Here is a 17,696-nt window from a genome sequence, read left to right on the forward strand (position 1 = left end):
TGTCATCTAATTCAAAATTGCCATCGTTCTAACTACAAAAAATACTCTGACTACAAAAAACCACCCCTTGGTCTGATGTTGGAATATAAAATCATTCCAATACATCCCAAGGGGTGTGAATTGTTAATCTAGCTTAGATTATGAGTCTATCTTTGCGACAAATTAATCTTCGATTCTTTTCTTTTTGAACTTCATCAGGAATTCATACACAATCGGTACGATTACCAGTGTGAGCAGCGTAGAGCTGATCAGACCACCGATCACGGTAATTCCGAGACCTTTGGAGATAATCCCCGCGCTCTCTTCCAGCCCTGTAACAAGTGGAAGCAATGCACCAATGGTAGCAAGAGCGGTCATCAGAATTGGACGAAGACGTGTTGCTCCAGCTTCCAGCAAGGCTTCACGAGTAGACAATCCCTCGTTTTCCTTGTGAATGACGCGGTCGATGAGGACGATAGCATTCGTGACCACGATTCCGATGAGCATCAGTCCACCCATCATGGCAGATACGTCGATTGTACCTCCTGTTACGAACAGACCTACCATAATACCGATAACGGTGAACGGCAGGGAGAATAAGATGGCAAATGGCGCAAGTCCGCCGCCAAATGTAACAACGAGCACAAAGTATACAATAGCGATGGCTGCCAACATGGCCAGACCCAGCTGTGTAAATGTGTCATTAATTTGTTCAGTCGTTCCGCCAAACTTCACTTCCACACCATCTGGCAGGTCAATTTTGTCGATATTAGCCTGCAGATCCTGTGAAGCTTGCGCTACATTAGAAGCGAGAATGTTAGCTGATACCTGAACAACGACCTTACCATCAATTCGCATGATGGAGTTCGGTGAAGTGCCTTCTTCCACTTTAGCGACATCTTTAATGGGTACTTCGATGCCGAGCGGTGAAGTGACTGTTTCGTTTTCAATCTCTGAAAGGCTATTAAATGTCTTTTTGTCCGTTTCGACATATACTTTATACGTTTTATTCTCGATGTCTACTTCGGTAAGCACAGGGCGTTCCCGCACTGGGCTCAGTGCCATAGCCAGTTGACCTGCAGTCAAACCAAGCGAACTTAGTTTCTCCTGATCTGCAACAAGCGTATATTGCCCGTAGGTATCAGAGAGTGTTGTATCTGCTTTTTCGAATGAATCCGTATCTGCTTGTACAAGCTTCAGAATCTCATCGGAGACAGGTTTGATCTGTTCTACACTGTCGCCATAGATGGAAAGACTCAGACTGCTGCCTCCCAGACCCCCAGACATATCAAGCTCGTTCCAGGTTCCTACGGTAACTTCGTTCTTCAAACCTTCTACAAGATCTTTCTTCACTTGGGTGAACTCTTTGGTATCTTCGTTGTATTCAATATAGAAGAGTGCAGAGTTGGAGCTTCCTCCACCCATGCTGCTCAGTGGGTTACTGCCACCGATAGAGTATTGCATTTTCTCCAGACCTGGTTGCTGCAACAGCCACTTCTCAGCGACAAGAGCTTCTTTTTCCACATCTTCACGCAGAGCTCCCGTTTCCGGACTATACGTAACCATTACATATTTATCCTGCTGCTCTGGCAGGAAGCTTGCTCCGATGAACGGATACAGGAATAAACTACCGACCAATACGAGTACAGCGACACTTACAGTAATAAGTTTATGAGATAACGTCCAGTTCAAGAGTCGTTTGTACGTATCCGCAAGCTTACCTGGTTTTTCTTCATGATTTTGCTTGTTCTTGATCCCTTTGCGGAACAAGCTGTGTGCCAGCATGGGTACGATCGTTACCGCAACAACAAGGGATGCCAATAGGGCAAAGACCATCGTCAAGGCAAACGGTAAGAACAACTCACCGACCATACCGCTCACAAGTGCGAGTGGAAGGAACACGGCGATGGTAACAATGGTGGAGGAAAGGATTGGTACAAACATCTCACGGGTTGCTTCCCGGATCAATTCACGACCTTTTAATTTCTCTCCTTTGAGCGTTAAACGGCGATAGATGTTCTCGATAACAACAATGGAGTCATCCACGACCCGCCCAATAGCAACCGTCATGGCGCCGAGGGTCATCATGTTCAACGTGATGTCCATTACATTCAGCGCTGTCAGTGCAATGAGCAAGGAGAGCGGAATGGAAATAACCGAAATGATCGTAGAGCGAATATCACGCAAGAACAACAGAATAATCAGAATGGCGAACAAAGCACCAAACATCGCTTTGTACAACATGGTATTTACGGAATCTTGGATAGGTTTACCTTGGTCAAGTAAGACCGTCAGTTCCGCGTTTTTGAATTGGGATTGCAGTTCTTCTGCTTTTTTCTTAACAGCATTGACTACATCAACTGTATTGGCATCATTGGACTTAACGATAGAGATCCCGATGGATTCCTTACCGTCTGTCCGAGAGATGGATTCTGCTTGACCAATAACTTCGATCTTCGCAATATCACTTAATTTAACCGTTGGAATGCCAGGTGCTGCATTAGCTGCGCCCGCAGGATTACCAGCGCCAGCGTTACCGCCACCAGCTTGCCCTGCAGCCTGGTCAGATCCTTGTGCAGCGCCGGGTGTTGTACCTTGACCCGCTTCACCAGCTTGAGCCGATGAGCCATCTGTTGGTGCTCCCGTGCCTTGTGGGGCAGTAGCTGCACCATTACCTGCAGATGCGCCTGCACCACTTGGGATAACCGGAATAGCCAGGTTGTTCAGGTCATCCATATCAATGATGTTACCATCAACAACGACAGCCTTCTGTGCTTTATCCAGTTCAAACAATCCAAGAGGTACACGGACAGAGGAACCTTGAACGATGCCTTTGACTGTGTCTTCCGTCAGACCAAGTTCGTTCATTTTGTCCTGATCAAATTTAAGTTGAACCTCTCTAACGTATTGACCGGAAACTTGTACCTGAGCGACACCGTCGATGTCTTCAAGTGCAGCCTGAATATCGTTCTGTGCGAGTCTCGTCAGTTGTTCCAGATCCCCGCCATCCTTATCGGACAAGCTCAGTGATACAACTGGGAATGAGTTAATGCTGAATTTGGAAATGGTCGGTTTCTGTACGCCATCTGGCAGTTGCACTTCGTTCAGTGCTTCACGAACTGCTGCTGTGGCATTGTCTAGATCGGTTCCATAATCGAATTCAAGTGTAATGGAAGAGGCATTCTCCATGGAGGTAGAGGTGAGTGTTTTAATCCCATCGACGTTCCTCAATGTCTGTTCTAGTGGTTTGGTGACATCCTCAACAATTCCTTCTGGTGCGGCACCAGGATCAATAGCAGTAACGGCCAGAAATGGAACGTTGATGTTTGGGATCGTCTCCTGCTTCATCGTTAGTCCACTGTATAGACCGGTGGCGGAAACGATGATGGTCAGAATCCAGATCGCAAACTTGTTGTTCAGTGAAAAGTTAATAATCCCTTTCATACGTTGGTTTCTTCTCCTCTCTGTTCTCCCTGTTTTTTATTGGTTTGACGAGTCAGCTTGGATAAACCGGCTATACATGGCATCCATAATATGCTGAAGCTCGGAGTGCAATGGCTGAATGGCAGGAATGTGATTCAGATTGTGCATCATGCCCAGAATAATCGCGCGCCTTGGCGTGAATTCCATCATCTCTTGTTTCAGAATGGCGATGGTCTCCAGCGCATCGGTACGTAATTGTCCTGGTTGCAGATCAGAAGTGATGATATCCTGCATCTGTTTGATAATGTGAACCGGATGCCGCAACATGGGGGAATCTGCATAGGACTCACTCGTCCATGCCGGCCAATGTTCTAGCAGAATGAGTGGTGCAGGCTTGTGCTCCAGCAGTCCCTGCGCTGTGTAATCAATCGTTTGCAGCATGTTAGTAGCCATCTTGGCAACCGTAAGGGAGGGCATCTCTGTAAACCAGATTTTGACGTAGGAGAGAAATAGACCATGCGTGAGAATAATAAGGTCAATCGTGTAGGGTTCAATCTCCGGGCCATATAGATCCTCAAGTTTTCCCTTGAACCAATGCAGGGTACGAACCTCTAGATCTCGATGTTGCGGGTTGCATTTGTCGCCATGCTTCTGCTCATCATCCATCATCATGCTGCGTAGTTGTACACGTAGAAATTCCTTCAGTTCAGATACATGAATAAGCAATGTCTCGATCTGCCTGTGCAGACGTTCTCTCGAAGTAAGACCAGCTTCATGTTCAATCTGGGTCATTTCATCTATCAGAGCAAACATGCAGTATTCCAACGTGCTGGCCTCTAATTCCTCCTTGGATTTGAACATGAGGTAGAGGCTGCCCTTCGACATTCCGCATAGTTCAGCAATCTCCTGCATCGACGTTGCGGCACTGCCTTTGGCAGAGAACAGCTTAAGAGCTGTGGTAATAATCAGCTTTTTCTTCTCATTCATTTCATGGATAGGGTTCATTAACGATACATTCACCTCGTTGCGGAACTTGTGAGTTCTCAGATTGACTTCAAGGTCAAAACAAGTATAAACGATCTGGAAGGTTAAATTCAAATGGGAGGAAATTGGAAGAAATGAAGATGGGGATACCTATTTAATGAGGTAACGTTCCACCCTGAAAATCATAAATGACGAGTAGGATCACTGCCACGAGGGAGAAGAGGAAGAACGTAGCTAATAGAATCAAGAAGGTATACCCTGTGAATGCGCCGATACGTCTCCATACTTTTTTCATCCATTCAGCCTCCTCTTTTCTCGAAATGATGATATCTTCTACTTCCATCATATCTCAAAAAGACGACTTCCTGATGAAGTCGCCTGTTTTTTTATGTAAAATATTAAATTTTACATAATAGAATCAATTTCATAATACCTTTTGCTGCTTAAATCAAGGCTAGATATAGATCAAAACGGTTTAATTTGTCTATATCTAGTTACATAAAACACGTTCTAATGAGTTATGAAATTGATTCAATAATTCATTAAAAATGATCCATACGATATCGCTGTTTCTTGCCGACTACGTAATTAATTTCAAACCAACCGCTGCGACCAGAATCATCGCAATAAATAGGAGCCGCTTCGCTTCTTTGCGTTCACCGAACAGGAACATGCCTGTCAGCGTGCTGCCTACTGTACCGATTCCTGTCCACACAGCGTAGGCTGTGCCCATAGGAATTGAAGTCATTGCGTAGGACAGAAGAGAGAAGCTGAAGACAAATGAAACCAACATCAGCACGATATAAGGCCAGCCTTTTTTGGAGGAAGCACCATTGATACCGATGACGCCAAAAATTTCACAGATGCCTGCACCGACGATTGCTAACCATGCCATTATGCTGCACCTTCTTTCGCGGATTGCTGGTCTGTGACAAGTTTCAATCCAATTACACCACAGAGCAGTAAGCCGATCAGCAGTATTTTAGCGAGACGGAACTCCTCGCCGAATAATACCATCTCCGTCAGGACGGTACCTGCTGTACCAATCCCCGTGAAGACGGCGTATACGGTACCGACAGGCAGTCTCTTGGAAGCGGCAATGATGAGTCCGAAACTAATCACGATGGCGATCCCCGTCAGCGACCATTCTAATGCATTAGAAGCATGCTTTAGCCCACTCACCCATACGATTTCTATAATTCCTCCGATAAAAACATATAACCAGTTGCGGTTCATGATGGTGAATCTCCTTCCAGCGCGATAGCTCGTGCTTCTTCGTTCATATGATGTATGCCATGCCAAAAGACAGGCCAGGATGCTTCAAGGCGTCGTTTGTATCGACGTGAGCTTCCATAAATAATTTCCACCGTAATACCGTCCAGGAACGTCATAAACGCAATAGCTGCTTGTTCTGCTGGAACAGACGGTAGTTCTCCATGACGTATTGCACGCTCGAATAGCCGGATCAATGCGCGTTCCATACCATCTAGAAACGGATACACAAGATCCATCACTTCGCTATAGAGATTCAGTGGTGGATAATAACAATTGCGCAGCATAAAACGTGCGGATGCATGGGCATGGTACTCTTCCTCAAACCAGAATAGTAAACCCTTCAGCCGTTGCTCTAGTGGTATATCTGCATGGTCACGGAAATATTCGATTGTGTGCCGCCGTACCTCCTGAAAAGCAAAGGCGAGGGTGTGCAAAAATAAGTCATCCTTGTTGCTAAAATGTGCATATATCGACGGTTTCTTAATCCCGACTTCATCTGCGATGGCTCTCAGTGATGCTCCTTCATATCCATCTCTAGCAAAATGAAAGAGCGCGGCATCCCGAATCGAATGTGCAGTCATAATATCACCTTCCTAACGGGCGTTAGGTAATTATATTTTCACATTTTACATCCCGTGTCAAGATGTGAAAATCCGCCTGCACGATAGCACACAGGCGGATTAGCTATAGTTATTTGAAACGAACTAACATTTACACCAGAACAGAGAGGACAGAAAGACCCTTTAGAGGGTGGATTAAAAGGTCGTAAAGCCCAAGATGAGTTGAAGCTTATACAAAATTCCTTTCAAGAACGTTGTTTTCTCCTGAAATTCATCAAGATTCAACGTAAACTCCGCATCATCATTATTCCAAATGCGATCAAAATAATTCGCAACATTTTGGGTGAATTCATTATCTGGAGGGGCAGCAACCCATAGGTCGTTTTCCAAATTGTAATCATTCAAGTTTCGTGGTGTGAAATTGGTCGACCCGCCAATAACGATGTGATCACCGCTTGCTTTGGCGATGTACATCATTTTGGTATGGTATTGTTCCTTGGTTGTGTTATACCAACGAATCTGGATTTTGCCGTCTGACTTGCCATGTAGCTCAGCAGCTACTGGCCGATTCGGAATGCCGATCTTCTCCTGACCAAATGCATTTTCGTTTGGATCGAGTACAAGCCGAATCTCTGTTCCGCGCTCTGCCGCTGCGAGAAGTGCATCCAGCACTTTAGGTGAGGCAATGTAGAACATGCCCATCCATAACACGTCACCCTTTTCGGCTGCGTTAATCTCATGCAAGGCTGCATCATTTACTTTGCCTTCGGTCAAATAGCGGATACGCAGGTCGCCCTCGTTGGAGTTAGTGCTCGAATCCACGGACGAATCGTTGGCAGTGGGAGAATATACGGGTACAGTTCCACCCCCAGAAATGTCTAATACCGCCTGTTCTGAGCGAAGGATATCCTCAATGATGGGGCCAGAGACTTCAAAGGCAATGTTGGAATGATAGGCACTCGCGTCATGGATATTGCCTGAGGATACAATCGCTGTCTTCTCACTGACGACGACTTTGCGGTGATTGGCTTTTACATTTAATAGTTTTAAGTAAGACCGCAAGGTAACATCCGGGCCGTCGCTTGCCATTAGGTTAGGAATCCATCCTTTGCCGGACTGTCCGAACCATTGGAAGAAGGTACGCCACACTGCCGAGTATACCGGCGTAGAGTCGCGGAGTGGATCGACATTGGTGATGACCACGTGAATTCCCGCTTGTTTCATTTGTTGAAATAGCGGGTTCGGCGCTGAATTATAGTTCGTATTTACTTCGTCGGTAATGAACCAGATGTCCATATCTGGATGTTGGTTCTTTTTGGCTATCATCGCATCTGTGAATTCTGCACTGATCGGCGGGAATCGTTGCCCTTCGTGCTGATAATCATTAAATAAGAACATATCCACGAGAACGAATTGTTCAGCATCTTCAACGATCTGCAGCATACGTTGGTAAATCTGCTGCTCATGTTCCATCAGTCCATCTTCGGAAGGGTACGTCAGATCATGAAGAAACTGCACTTGATCTGTACGATACTCCGGACTTTCATAGGAGATGCCTGGTGGCAGCGGTTTATACGTCTGATAGAGCATGACTGCGATGAGCCATAGAATAAGGAGACCTAGCGCTGCGCGTATGTATGGGAAGCGGCGTCCGGATGCCTTGGGTTTGGTTGATGTGTGGCGAGAAGAAAACAAGCAATGCCCCCCTTTCATAAATTAGCTGACTACTATTACCACGTTGGAATGAATGTTGACGCACAGGACTGGGTATAGAAGAAAAATTGGACAAGCCAGGTGCTACTAAATTGTCTTGATGAATCGACAGGGGTGTAGCTGTTGTGTATAATGAGTGTATTATTTTTGTAGAATGTTTTAAATTTCATATAATCTCGAAATGTGAACCTGGCGGAGACGGATAAGGCCACGTCAAGCATTTCAGAGCGTGTTTTATTTGGATATTTTAAGAAAGAGAGTGGGGACTAAAGTGTATTCCATCAAACAGGTCGCTGCCATGCTGGACATTCCAACGGTAACGCTCCGAGCTTGGGAAAATCGTTACAGCGCGGTCACTCCTGAACGAACGGAATCGGGTTATCGGTTATATACAGATGAAAATGTTGAAGATCTGCGCTGGTTGAAACAGCAGGTTGAGCAACATCAGACCAATATTTCAGAAGCAGTGCGGATGTTGAAGGCGAACAAAGCCAAGCCAGCGGAACCGTTCATTCCCACCCCGAGTACGACTCCTGTTCCCACCATGGAAGAATCGTACCAACGGATTGCGGATCAAATTTACGACTCCCTATATCAATTCCAGGGTGAACGAGCCAACGGTCTGATTGATTTTGGCTTTACGATGTATGGATACGACTCGATGTTCTATCATGTACTTGTGCCCATTCTAGTTCGGGTTGGTGATGCTTGGGAGCAGGGGAGAGCCTCTGTAGCGCAAGAGCATTTCATGACCCAACTGATTTCACAACGGTTTTATCAGTTTTTCCATCTGTTCCCGATCTATCCGCACTTACCCAAAGTCCTAGCATTGTGCCCAGAAGGGGAGCATCATCAGGTGGGGTTGCTGCTATTCTCCCTGTTTATGCGTAAAAATGGAGCTGAGGTGCTGTACCTTGGAGCCAACACGCCGGAAGAGGGCATCTTTCCAATTATTCGTGAGCAGAAGATCAAGCTGGTCTGTCTCTCCATTACGAGCCCAGGATTGATGGAGCGTTGTGATCAGTTGGTGAGTCGGATTAAAGATGAATTCCCGCATATGCACTTTGTCCTTGGAGGAAAAGGATATGAGCGTGCCGAACAAGCAACCTATCCAGATTGGATTATGCCGGAGCATTCGTCAGAATGGCAAGGTTGGTTAGAGCGGGAGTACTTGGTTGATATGCCACCAGGATTACAGTATTAACTTAGTAGAGCGACATGTTGTAATGGACAGGTTTAATGTATGGCTCAAACGATCAAGTTATGTGAATTTGCGTCATATGTATCAACATTCCATAGATAAGCTTGATCATAAGCATCCTTGAACGCAGCTGCGGTAAGGGTGTTTTTTTGCATTCAATGCGATGTTATGTGCATTAAACAGGAAGTGTAGAATGTACAGTTTACAAGGTCGTATAATATTTGTATTATATTTGTATAACGTTTGGTGTTTTATCCGCTTAGAATGGTGTTGAATGGTTTAATAGTAGGTTAGAAGCTATAAGAATAGAGTAGCGAGATGAAGAAAGGTGAGTGGCTTAATGCCCAATCAGCAACGTAAACGTGCCGCTGTCATTGGCGCAGGCCCAGGGGGGCTTGCAGCAGCCATGTTGTTATCCGGTCAAGGATACGAAGTGGATGTTTATGAGAAACAACCCGTAATTGGTGGACGCTCTTCCAGACTCGAACTCGGCGAATATAAGTTTGACCGAGGTGCAACGTTTCTGATGATGCCCCAATTGCTTGAAGAAATGTTCGATGTCGTTGGACGCAAGCTATCCGATTATGTAGACATGAAGGAACTGACACCGCTATATGCACTGAACTTTGGTAATAAGGTATTCACGCCTTCTCGGGATCGCGAGCAAACAGCCGCGCAGATTAAGGAACTTTTTCCCGGTAATGAAGATAACTATCATCGGTTCATGCAAGATGAAGAAGTGAAATTCGGTAAAGTGATGCCATTACTTCGTAGACCCTTTGGTAAGTTGACGGACTATCTGCGCAAGGATGCGATAACAGCTCTTCCTAAGCTTGATATCCACAATACCGTTTACGGGATTTTATCACGTTACTTTACAGATGAGCGACTGCGTTGGGCATTTACTTTTCAATCCAAATACTTGGGTATGTCTGCCTGGGATTGTCCTGGCACATTCACCATTTTATCATTTATAGAGCATCAGTATGGACTGTATCATCCAATTGGTGGTGTGAACCGTGTGTTCCATGCGATGGCTGATGTGATCACAGAGTTCGGCGGAAGAATACATACATCCTGCCCCGTAGATCAGGTCATTGTCCGCAATGGTCGTGCAGAAGGTGTATTGCTTGAGAACGGTGAACGCATTGAAGCAGATCATGTTGTTGTGAATGCAGACTTCGCACATGCTGTAACGAATCTGTTCGAGCCAGGCGTCCTTAAGAAATATACACCTGAGAAGATGAAACAGAAAAAGTACTCCTGTTCCACAGCGATGCTGTATCTCGGTGTAGATGGCGAGATCGATCTGCCGCATCATTCCGTGTACTTCCCTGACGATTACCGAGTTAACGTAGACGAGATTACGAAGCACAAAGTGTTGTCCGCTGATCCATCTCTATATATTCATAACCCCTCCAAGCTCGATTCGACGCTAGCTCCTGCAGGAAAATCTGCAATTTATGTTCTTATGCCCACTCCGAACCTTACAGGAGACATTGATTGGGAGAAGGAACGGGAGAACGTTCGCGAAGCGATGATGAAGCGGATGGAGGCGATTCCTCAGCTGGCAGACATTCGTAGTCGCATTGAAGAATCGATGCTGTTTACGCCGCTTGATTGGGCAAATGAACTGGATGTATACAACGGAGCAACGTTTAATATGGCTCACAATCTTGGTCAAATGATGTATCTGCGACCACATAATCAATTCGAAGAGCTGAAGCAAGTGTGGCTCGTTGGTGGTGGAACGCATCCGGGTAGCGGATTGCCTACGATTTTTGAATCCGCACGAATTAGCGTGAGACTTATTCAAGAAGAAGATGCACGCACACAGTCCCGCCCAACCCCTTATGTACAACAGTCGGCAGAAGCTGGAGGTCATTCATGAAGCGCGCGGCGATTATAGGTGCAGGCATTGGAGGATTAACGTCAGCATTATTGCTGAATCGCCAAGGTTGGGATGTTACGGTTTATGAGCGCGGTTCACGTGTTGGTGGACGTATAGGATTCGAACAAGAGGGAGAATATCGGATCGATCAAGGGCCAACCATTGTACTTCTACCAGAGATGTTATTAGGCATTTTGGAAGAAGCGGGTGTAGATCGTTCCAAGGTGGAGTTGTTACGCTGTGACCCCCTCTACAGGGTTCATTACAGCAGTGGTCGAGTCATGACCAAAATGACCAGCCGTTCACTTCAGGCAGAAGAGATTGAACGTCTGTTTCCTGGTGAGAGTAAAGGGTTTTACCGATTCATGACGGATATGGATACACTCTTTCCGGCAGGACGTGCAGCATTTCTAGAGCGAGCTTTTCCTCGAAAAAGAGATTTCTTCACTCCGTCCCTCATGTCGTTGATGGGCAGACTGCGTGCACACAAAAGTGTGCGGAAGGCTGTAGGCGATTATTTTGAACACGAGGAACTACTCGACGCGTATTCGCTACAAAGCCTATACATTGGCGGATCACCGTTCGGGACACCTGGCATCTATTCGTTGTTACCTTATGCGGAGCACGAATATGGAATATGGATGGTCAAAGGCGGTTATGCCGCACTGCCAGGTATATTGGAAAAGGAACTGATTGCGCGCGGTGGACGCGTTGTATTGAACACCGAAGTGACCGGACTCCAGATTAACCAAGGAAAATGTGAAGGAATCGAGACTGCAGACGGTTTCGAGCCTATGGACGCTGTGATCTACAATGGCGACTTTCCCCACTTATCCAGTTTACTTGGAGAGATCCCTGAAGCTCCACGCAAACGCAAGCCGTATCGTCCTTCTTCTGGATGTGTGTTAATCTATCTAGGAGTAGACAAAAAATGGGAGGATGCTACGACACATCAATTCTTCTTACCTCCAAGCCTTGATGGGAGTTTACGTGAAGTGTTCGAGCGACGCCGAATTCCAGATAAGTCCTCATTCTACGTGTTTAACCCGGCTGCATTAGATGAGACAGCTGCACCTCCAGGTCAGAGCGTATTATATTTCCTCATTCCAGTACCGGATGCGGAAGGCGTGGATTGGTCACAGGAAGGTGAGCTGCTCGTAGAGCGTGTGCTTGAAGAAGCAGAACAACGTGGGTTCCCGGGACTGCGTGCTGCCATCCAATGGAAAAAAGTAAGAACGCCAGCAGATGCAGAGCGCGATGGACTATATGGCGGTGGAAGCTTCGGTATTGCGCCGGTTCTGTTTCAATCCGGGGTATATCGACCACAACCTAAGCCGTTTCCTGCAATTAAGGGGCTATATGCTGCGGGAGCATCAGTACATCCAGGTGGCGGAGTGCCGATCGTGATGCAGGGTGCGCGTATGGCTGTAAATCAACTCATGAAGGAGATGGGAACATGAACGAAGCAATTTTGAGCAGGTGCGAAGAGTTGATGAAGAAAGGTTCGACTTCTTTTTATCAAGCCTTTAAAGGCCTTCCCAGTCCGCGTCGTGAAGCAGTTTATGTCATTTATGCGTTCTGTCGCATGATTGATGATAGCGTGGATGAGCCGGAACAATCGGCATATACCATCCATGAGATTCGTGATTTGTTTACACAACTGGACGAAGCAGAAGGACATTTCATATGGCCAGCGCTGAGATGGTTATTTGCAAGCTTTCCACATCTGGATAAAGGACCGTTTTTCCGTCAGATGGAAGGGCAGCTCACAGATCTGGAAGTTACGCATTACACAACAATGAAGGAATTGGAGCATTATTGTTATCTTGTTGCCGGAACGGTAGGCGAGATGTTGCTGCCTGTGCTACGTGATGATAATGGTGCAGAAGTGGCTGTCAACGGAATTGCTCTGGGCAAAGGCATGCAGATCGTGAATATTATTCGGGATGTGGGCGAAGATCGGGCAAGAGCACGACGTTATGTTCCACTTGAAGTGATGGAGAAGCATGGATATACGGAGCTTGATTGGCAAAATGGTGTGATTGACGAACGCTGGATCGCGATCGTTCATGAATTGAAGGTCGCAGCACTGGACTGGTTCCGCGTGGGGATGGATCGTCTTGATACGTATCCGGTGGATAGTGCGTTTGCGATTGAACTGGCTGCTGCATTTTATTCAACGATCTTACATGCGGTGGAGCGTAATGAATATGATGTATATTCGAAACGTGCTTATGTTACCGATGAACTGAAATTGGAGATGCTGGGAGCGATTGTGAAGCGTTATCCAATGCTGGCATTTCAGGCTTCCCGAACGGCGGTTTCCTAATGATTCAAGGTTTATATTGGGTGTGGTATACGATCGGCGCTGTACTGATGCTTACGATTGGTGTGCCGGATGTTCTATCCTTCTCCAACGGACTTTTCTTAATCTTCTATGCGCTATATGTGCTAGACCTAATCTACAAGGGACGGTACCGAACTGGAATGTCCGACCGGTCAGTCATTTGGAAAGAATCCAGTCTCTGGCTGGCCTCATTCATTATTTGGCTTGGCGGAATGGGCATTGAATGGCTGGGCGTTCATACGGAGTGGCCATTCGGTGAGTATGCGTATTCGGACTACTTCGGCATCCATCTATTCAACGTACCCGTGACGTTAGGTTTCGCTTGGATTGCTGTTGTTGGCAATTCGGCGATCCTAAGTGGTGGTGGTTCAACGTGGTCTGGCAAGCTCATCCGTGCAGTCAAAACCGGATTCTGGGCGATTGTGCTGGATCTCGTGCTAGACCCAGTAGCTCATGCTCGCGGATTCTGGCATTGGGGAGCTGGGGGTGGATTCTACGGCGTTCCGTGGAGTAACTACGTAAGCTGGTTCATTATGGGCGCTTTTCTTTCGTTGTTCCTGCCGGCTATGCCTGGAGATCGCAGCACCCTGCTGCGTGCCAAATGGTTGTATCAATTGTTCATCCTTCTGTTCGGTGTGCTTGCACTGAAGGAAGGCATTACAGGTAGCTTCGTGATTGCACTTGCTGGCGTGCTTCTGGCAGAAGGGAGCTGGCTGTATGATTCGCGCCGCAAAGTCCAAATCGTTTAACCATGTGTTCTCACGATATAACCACTATTATTTACTGCGTCGGCGTTTTCGTTCGTTTACACTCTCAGGCTCGCTTGATCCCCACCGGGTTCCCGGATATGAGATGAAGATCGAGCCGAAGAGACCCGTGATCTATTTCATGAATCACAGTTCCTGGTGGGATGGTCTGCTGCTCTATCATGCAACGCAGCAGACCTCGGTAGGCGATCACTACGTTATGATGGAAGAACAGCAGCTACAGCGGTTTGCTTTTTTTCGTAAGCTAGGTGCTTATTCCATCAACAGGGAGAGTGCATCGGCGATCCGTGAGTCTATGCAATACACGTCAGAACTACTGAATGCAGGCAAAAGGGTGTGGATCTTTCCGCAAGGTGAGATTCTGCATCAAGATATAAGACCGATCCAATTCCGTCCGGGAATTGGGCTGCTACTTCGGCGCTCGCCAGAGGCTATTGCTGTACCTGTGACTCTGTGTCATGGCATGGTTCAGTATGATTTACCGGAAATCTCTATGCGTGCAGGTCTGCCAATCATGGAAAACTGGCATGCTTGGAAGAGTGAAGAGATTGCGGCCAAACTTCGATTGGTGTTAGAACAGCAGTTAGATGATCACAAAACAGAACTGATGAACAGCGTACGAGGTCAATTGCAGGACGCGACTCCGCTGATTCGTCATCGTTCTTCTACGAGTGAAAAATACGATGCCGCACGGAAGCAGGTGAGCCGTAAGCGATGACTGCATCTGAAATAAGTTGGATTGTTCTCACTGGTGTATTAGGCGTGCAATTGCTGTTTGCGATATGGAATCTATCCTGCTTGCCTAAGGTTCGTTCATTGGATGCCCAGCGTATCCTGCGTCCGGCCTCAGACGATGAACTTCTCGTCTCTGTGCTGATTCCAGCACGTAATGAAACACTGCACATTCAAGGCTGTCTGGAAAGTGTGCTTGCGAGTGATACGTCTGGCTTCCGCATGGAAGTGTTGGTTCTGGATGACCGCTCTGAGGATGATACGGCTGAGATCATTCAGCGTATAGTGAGTCAGGATTCACGTGTACGTCTATTACAGGGCGTTGATCTGCCTCCAGGGTGGATGGGGAAATCTCATGCTTGTCACCGGCTGGTTCAAGAGGCGGCGGGACAGTGGTATATGTTTGTGGATGCGGATGTACGATTGAAGCCTACTGCCATTCGGCAGACACTTGCCGCAGGAGTAGAGCAAGGTGGAGGTTTAGTGACAGGTTTCCCTTACCAGGTCACGAAGACATGGATGGAGAAGCTTGTCGTACCGATGATGGTGTTCACCATTATTAGTCATCTGCCTATTTTTATGATACGCAGGTCTTCCAGCCCGCTCTTCGTTGCTGCTACAGGAGCCTTTCTGCTGATCCATCGTTCCAGCTATGAGGCATCCGGAGGACATGCTGCCATTCAAGCGCATCTGGTAGATGATATGAGCCTCGCCAAGGCGGTAAAACGTGCAGGTCATCCTGTTACACTGGCTGATGTGCATGACGTGACGACAACCCGAATGTATCAGAATGGCTCGGAAGTGTGGAATGGGTATAAGAAAAATATGTATGAAGGCTTAGGGCGCAAGGATGCACTTCTGCTGGGTACGTTGTTGATGTATACGCTCATGTATCTGGTACCGCCGCTCGGAGTAATCTTCGGTGTGTTAACTGGTGATATGACCGCTCTTACGTATGGGCTCGTAGGAACTCTGCTGGGCATGGCGGTAAAAAGAGTTGCGGACTATGCCGGGGGACAGCCTTGGTGGCTTGCACTCCTGCAACCGATTAGCATGGCCTGCGTTATAGCAATTGGGGTTGCCTCGTGGCGGGCAGGACGCTCCGGCAAAGGGTATGTATGGAAAGGCAGGCGGTATAATTGAAGAGAAGCATCATTATTATTGGCGCAGGGTTCGGTGGCTTATCCTGTGCTATTCGACTGGCTTCCCAAGGCGTGAAGGTGACCATTTTGGAACGCCAACAGCAGGCCGGAGGGAAGCTGCAGCAGATTGAGAAGGACGGATACCATTTTGACCGCGGCCCAAGTACGATTACGATGCCATCTTCATTTCGCTCGGTCTTTGAGCATGCAGGTGTTGAGATGGAGGATTATGTGCGATTGTATGAGTTAGAGCCGCGTACACGTAATGTTTTTGCAGATGGTACGGTGGTGGATCTGTCTCGGGATCGGCAGTGGATGAAGGAGCAGATTGCGGTATATAGCCCGGAAGATGCGCTCCAGTATGATGCTTTTATGAATGAGTCGGCTGCACTCTATGCGGAAGCGAATCAACATTTTCTCGGTAAACTGCTCATCTCCCCCAAAGAAAAATATAACCTGCAGATGCTGCGCAGTCTGTTAAGGGTGCGTCCAACGGTTAAGCTGGATACGCTGCTTCGATCCTACTTCAAGCATCCACATACGTTAGCGATGATTGGTCGTTACGCGACCTATGTTGGATCATCACCTTATCAAGCACCCTCAATCTTTGCGATGATGGGACATGTCGAAGCAGATGTGGGGATCTACGGCGTCGAAGGTGGAACCTATCAATTAATTGCAGGTATGGTGAAGCTGGCACAGGAAAAAGGCGTTCAGATCGTTACCGGGACTCAGGTTCGGCAGATTGTTGTTCGGAATGGGCAAGTAGTCGGGGTAGATACGGATCAAGGCTTCCATGAAGCAGATCAGGTGGTTGCCAATGGAGATGTACTAAGCGTTAATCGGTTGCTGGTCGAACCTAAATATCGTAAGCAAATGACGGATGCCCGTATTGCAAAATATGAGCCGTCTATTTCCGGTTTTGTTACACTGGCAGGTGTACGCAGGCAGTATGATGCATTGCTGCATCACACCGTATTTTTCCCAGAGCAGTATGAACCGGAGTTTAAGGACATTTTCCGTGATCGCCAAATGCCAACCGATCCAACGATTTATATCTGTTACTCCGGTTATTCGGAAGCGAGTAGAGCGCCTGAGGGTGCAAGCAATCTGTTCATTCTCGTGAATGCTCCATATTTGTCGGATGCGTGGAACTGGGATGAGCAGATGGATCGGTATGGTGAGTTTGTGTTAGATCAATTGGAAGCCCGGGGCATCACGGGATTGAAGCAATCGGACGTCCTCATCCGTTATACGCCTAAGCAGATTGAACAGGACACGCTTGCGCATCAAGGCTCTATCTATGGTATTTCGTCCAACTCGGTGAAGCAGACCTTTGCAAGACCAGGTAATCGGAGCAAGGATGTGCGTGGACTGTGGTATGTTGGCGGAACAACACATCCGGGTGGTGGAACACCCATCGTAACGTTGTCTGGTCAGTTGGTTGGGGAACAGATTGCCTCTGAGATGAGCGTAAGATAAAAACGGAAGAACTCCTCGGAATTCAAACGTACAATTCATTGTGTTTCGGGGCAACCTTTCATTCGTAAGTATGGAACGGTATACTGGTAGAGTTGATGCCAAATAGCGTCTACAACCGCTGAACCGATACGTTGCAAACGAGAGCGTTTGTACGATACATAGAAGTGCAAGCTATAAACAAGGACTAGAAGTAGGGAAGT

The 17,696-nt window shown here is 47.1% G+C and carries 15 protein-coding genes; 8 read left to right on the forward strand and 7 right to left on the reverse strand.

The window, feature by feature from the left end; genetic code table 11:
* Positions 1–162: 162 nt before the first annotated feature.
* The 7 genes from ASD24_RS26080 to ASD24_RS26110 form a co-directional block, all read right to left on the reverse strand.
* Positions 163–3,423, reverse strand: coding sequence for an efflux RND transporter permease subunit (locus ASD24_RS26080; RefSeq protein WP_056702132.1), 3,261 nt, complete (start codon positions 3,421–3,423; stop codon positions 163–165).
* 36 nt (positions 3,424–3,459) lie between these two features.
* The gene (locus tag ASD24_RS26085) at positions 3,460–4,389 is read right to left on the reverse strand and encodes a TetR/AcrR family transcriptional regulator (protein WP_235540859.1); all 930 of its coding nucleotides are present in this window, start codon (positions 4,387–4,389) and stop codon (positions 3,460–3,462) included.
* A gap of 151 nt (positions 4,390–4,540) precedes the next feature.
* On the reverse strand, positions 4,541–4,681 hold the full coding sequence (locus ASD24_RS26090; protein ID WP_156395557.1) for a hypothetical protein: 141 nt from the start codon (positions 4,679–4,681) through the stop codon (positions 4,541–4,543).
* 285 nt (positions 4,682–4,966) lie between these two features.
* A complete protein-coding gene (locus tag ASD24_RS26095) occupies positions 4,967–5,281 on the reverse strand; it encodes a DMT family transporter (RefSeq protein WP_056702138.1) in 315 nt (104 codons plus the stop codon).
* Positions 5,281–5,622, reverse strand: coding sequence for a DMT family transporter (locus ASD24_RS26100; RefSeq protein ID WP_056702140.1), 342 nt, complete (start codon positions 5,620–5,622; stop codon positions 5,281–5,283). Before ASD24_RS26100 ends, ASD24_RS26095 begins: the two co-directional genes overlap by 1 nt.
* Positions 5,619–6,242: a TetR/AcrR family transcriptional regulator gene (locus tag ASD24_RS26105; RefSeq protein ID WP_056702143.1), complete on the reverse strand. Its 624-nt coding sequence runs from the start codon at positions 6,240–6,242 to the stop codon at positions 5,619–5,621. Before ASD24_RS26105 ends, ASD24_RS26100 begins: the two co-directional genes overlap by 4 nt.
* A 174-nt stretch (positions 6,243–6,416) precedes the next feature.
* On the reverse strand, positions 6,417–7,934 hold the full coding sequence (locus tag ASD24_RS26110; protein WP_056702144.1) for a phospholipase D family protein: 1,518 nt from the start codon (positions 7,932–7,934) through the stop codon (positions 6,417–6,419).
* Positions 7,935–8,193: 259 nt separating this feature from the next.
* Between ASD24_RS26110 and ASD24_RS26115 the strand changes: the two genes are divergently transcribed.
* From ASD24_RS26115 to ASD24_RS26150, 8 genes are all read left to right on the forward strand, one after another.
* Positions 8,194–9,138, forward strand: a complete 945-nt coding sequence (locus tag ASD24_RS26115; protein ID WP_235540861.1) for a MerR family transcriptional regulator — start codon at positions 8,194–8,196, stop codon at positions 9,136–9,138.
* A gap of 337 nt (positions 9,139–9,475) precedes the next feature.
* Positions 9,476–11,026 (forward strand): phytoene desaturase family protein, encoded by a 1,551-nt coding sequence (locus tag ASD24_RS26120; protein WP_056702148.1) that lies wholly within the window; start codon positions 9,476–9,478, stop codon positions 11,024–11,026.
* Positions 11,023–12,486, forward strand: coding sequence for a phytoene desaturase family protein (locus ASD24_RS26125; protein ID WP_056702149.1), 1,464 nt, complete (start codon positions 11,023–11,025; stop codon positions 12,484–12,486). Before ASD24_RS26120 ends, ASD24_RS26125 begins: the two co-directional genes overlap by 4 nt.
* On the forward strand, positions 12,483–13,355 hold the full coding sequence (locus tag ASD24_RS26130) for a phytoene/squalene synthase family protein (RefSeq protein WP_056702151.1): 873 nt from the start codon (positions 12,483–12,485) through the stop codon (positions 13,353–13,355). The genes ASD24_RS26125 and ASD24_RS26130 overlap by 4 nt, the downstream gene beginning before the upstream one ends.
* Positions 13,355–14,122, forward strand: a complete 768-nt coding sequence (locus ASD24_RS26135; protein WP_056702152.1) for a carotenoid biosynthesis protein — start codon at positions 13,355–13,357, stop codon at positions 14,120–14,122. The genes ASD24_RS26130 and ASD24_RS26135 overlap by 1 nt, the downstream gene beginning before the upstream one ends.
* Complete coding sequence (locus ASD24_RS26140) at positions 14,091–14,858, forward strand: lysophospholipid acyltransferase family protein (protein ID WP_056702154.1); 768 nt, start codon at positions 14,091–14,093, stop codon at positions 14,856–14,858. The genes ASD24_RS26135 and ASD24_RS26140 overlap by 32 nt, the downstream gene beginning before the upstream one ends.
* A complete protein-coding gene (locus ASD24_RS26145) occupies positions 14,855–16,015 on the forward strand; it encodes a glycosyltransferase (protein ID WP_056702156.1) in 1,161 nt (386 codons plus the stop codon). The genes ASD24_RS26140 and ASD24_RS26145 overlap by 4 nt, the downstream gene beginning before the upstream one ends.
* On the forward strand, positions 16,012–17,496 hold the full coding sequence (locus tag ASD24_RS26150; protein ID WP_056702159.1) for a phytoene desaturase family protein: 1,485 nt from the start codon (positions 16,012–16,014) through the stop codon (positions 17,494–17,496). Before ASD24_RS26145 ends, ASD24_RS26150 begins: the two co-directional genes overlap by 4 nt.
* Positions 17,497–17,696: the final 200 nt, after the last annotated feature.

It is taken from the genome of Paenibacillus sp. Root52 (assembly GCF_001426865.1).
Classification (GTDB): Bacteria; Bacillota; Bacilli; order Paenibacillales; family Paenibacillaceae; genus Paenibacillus.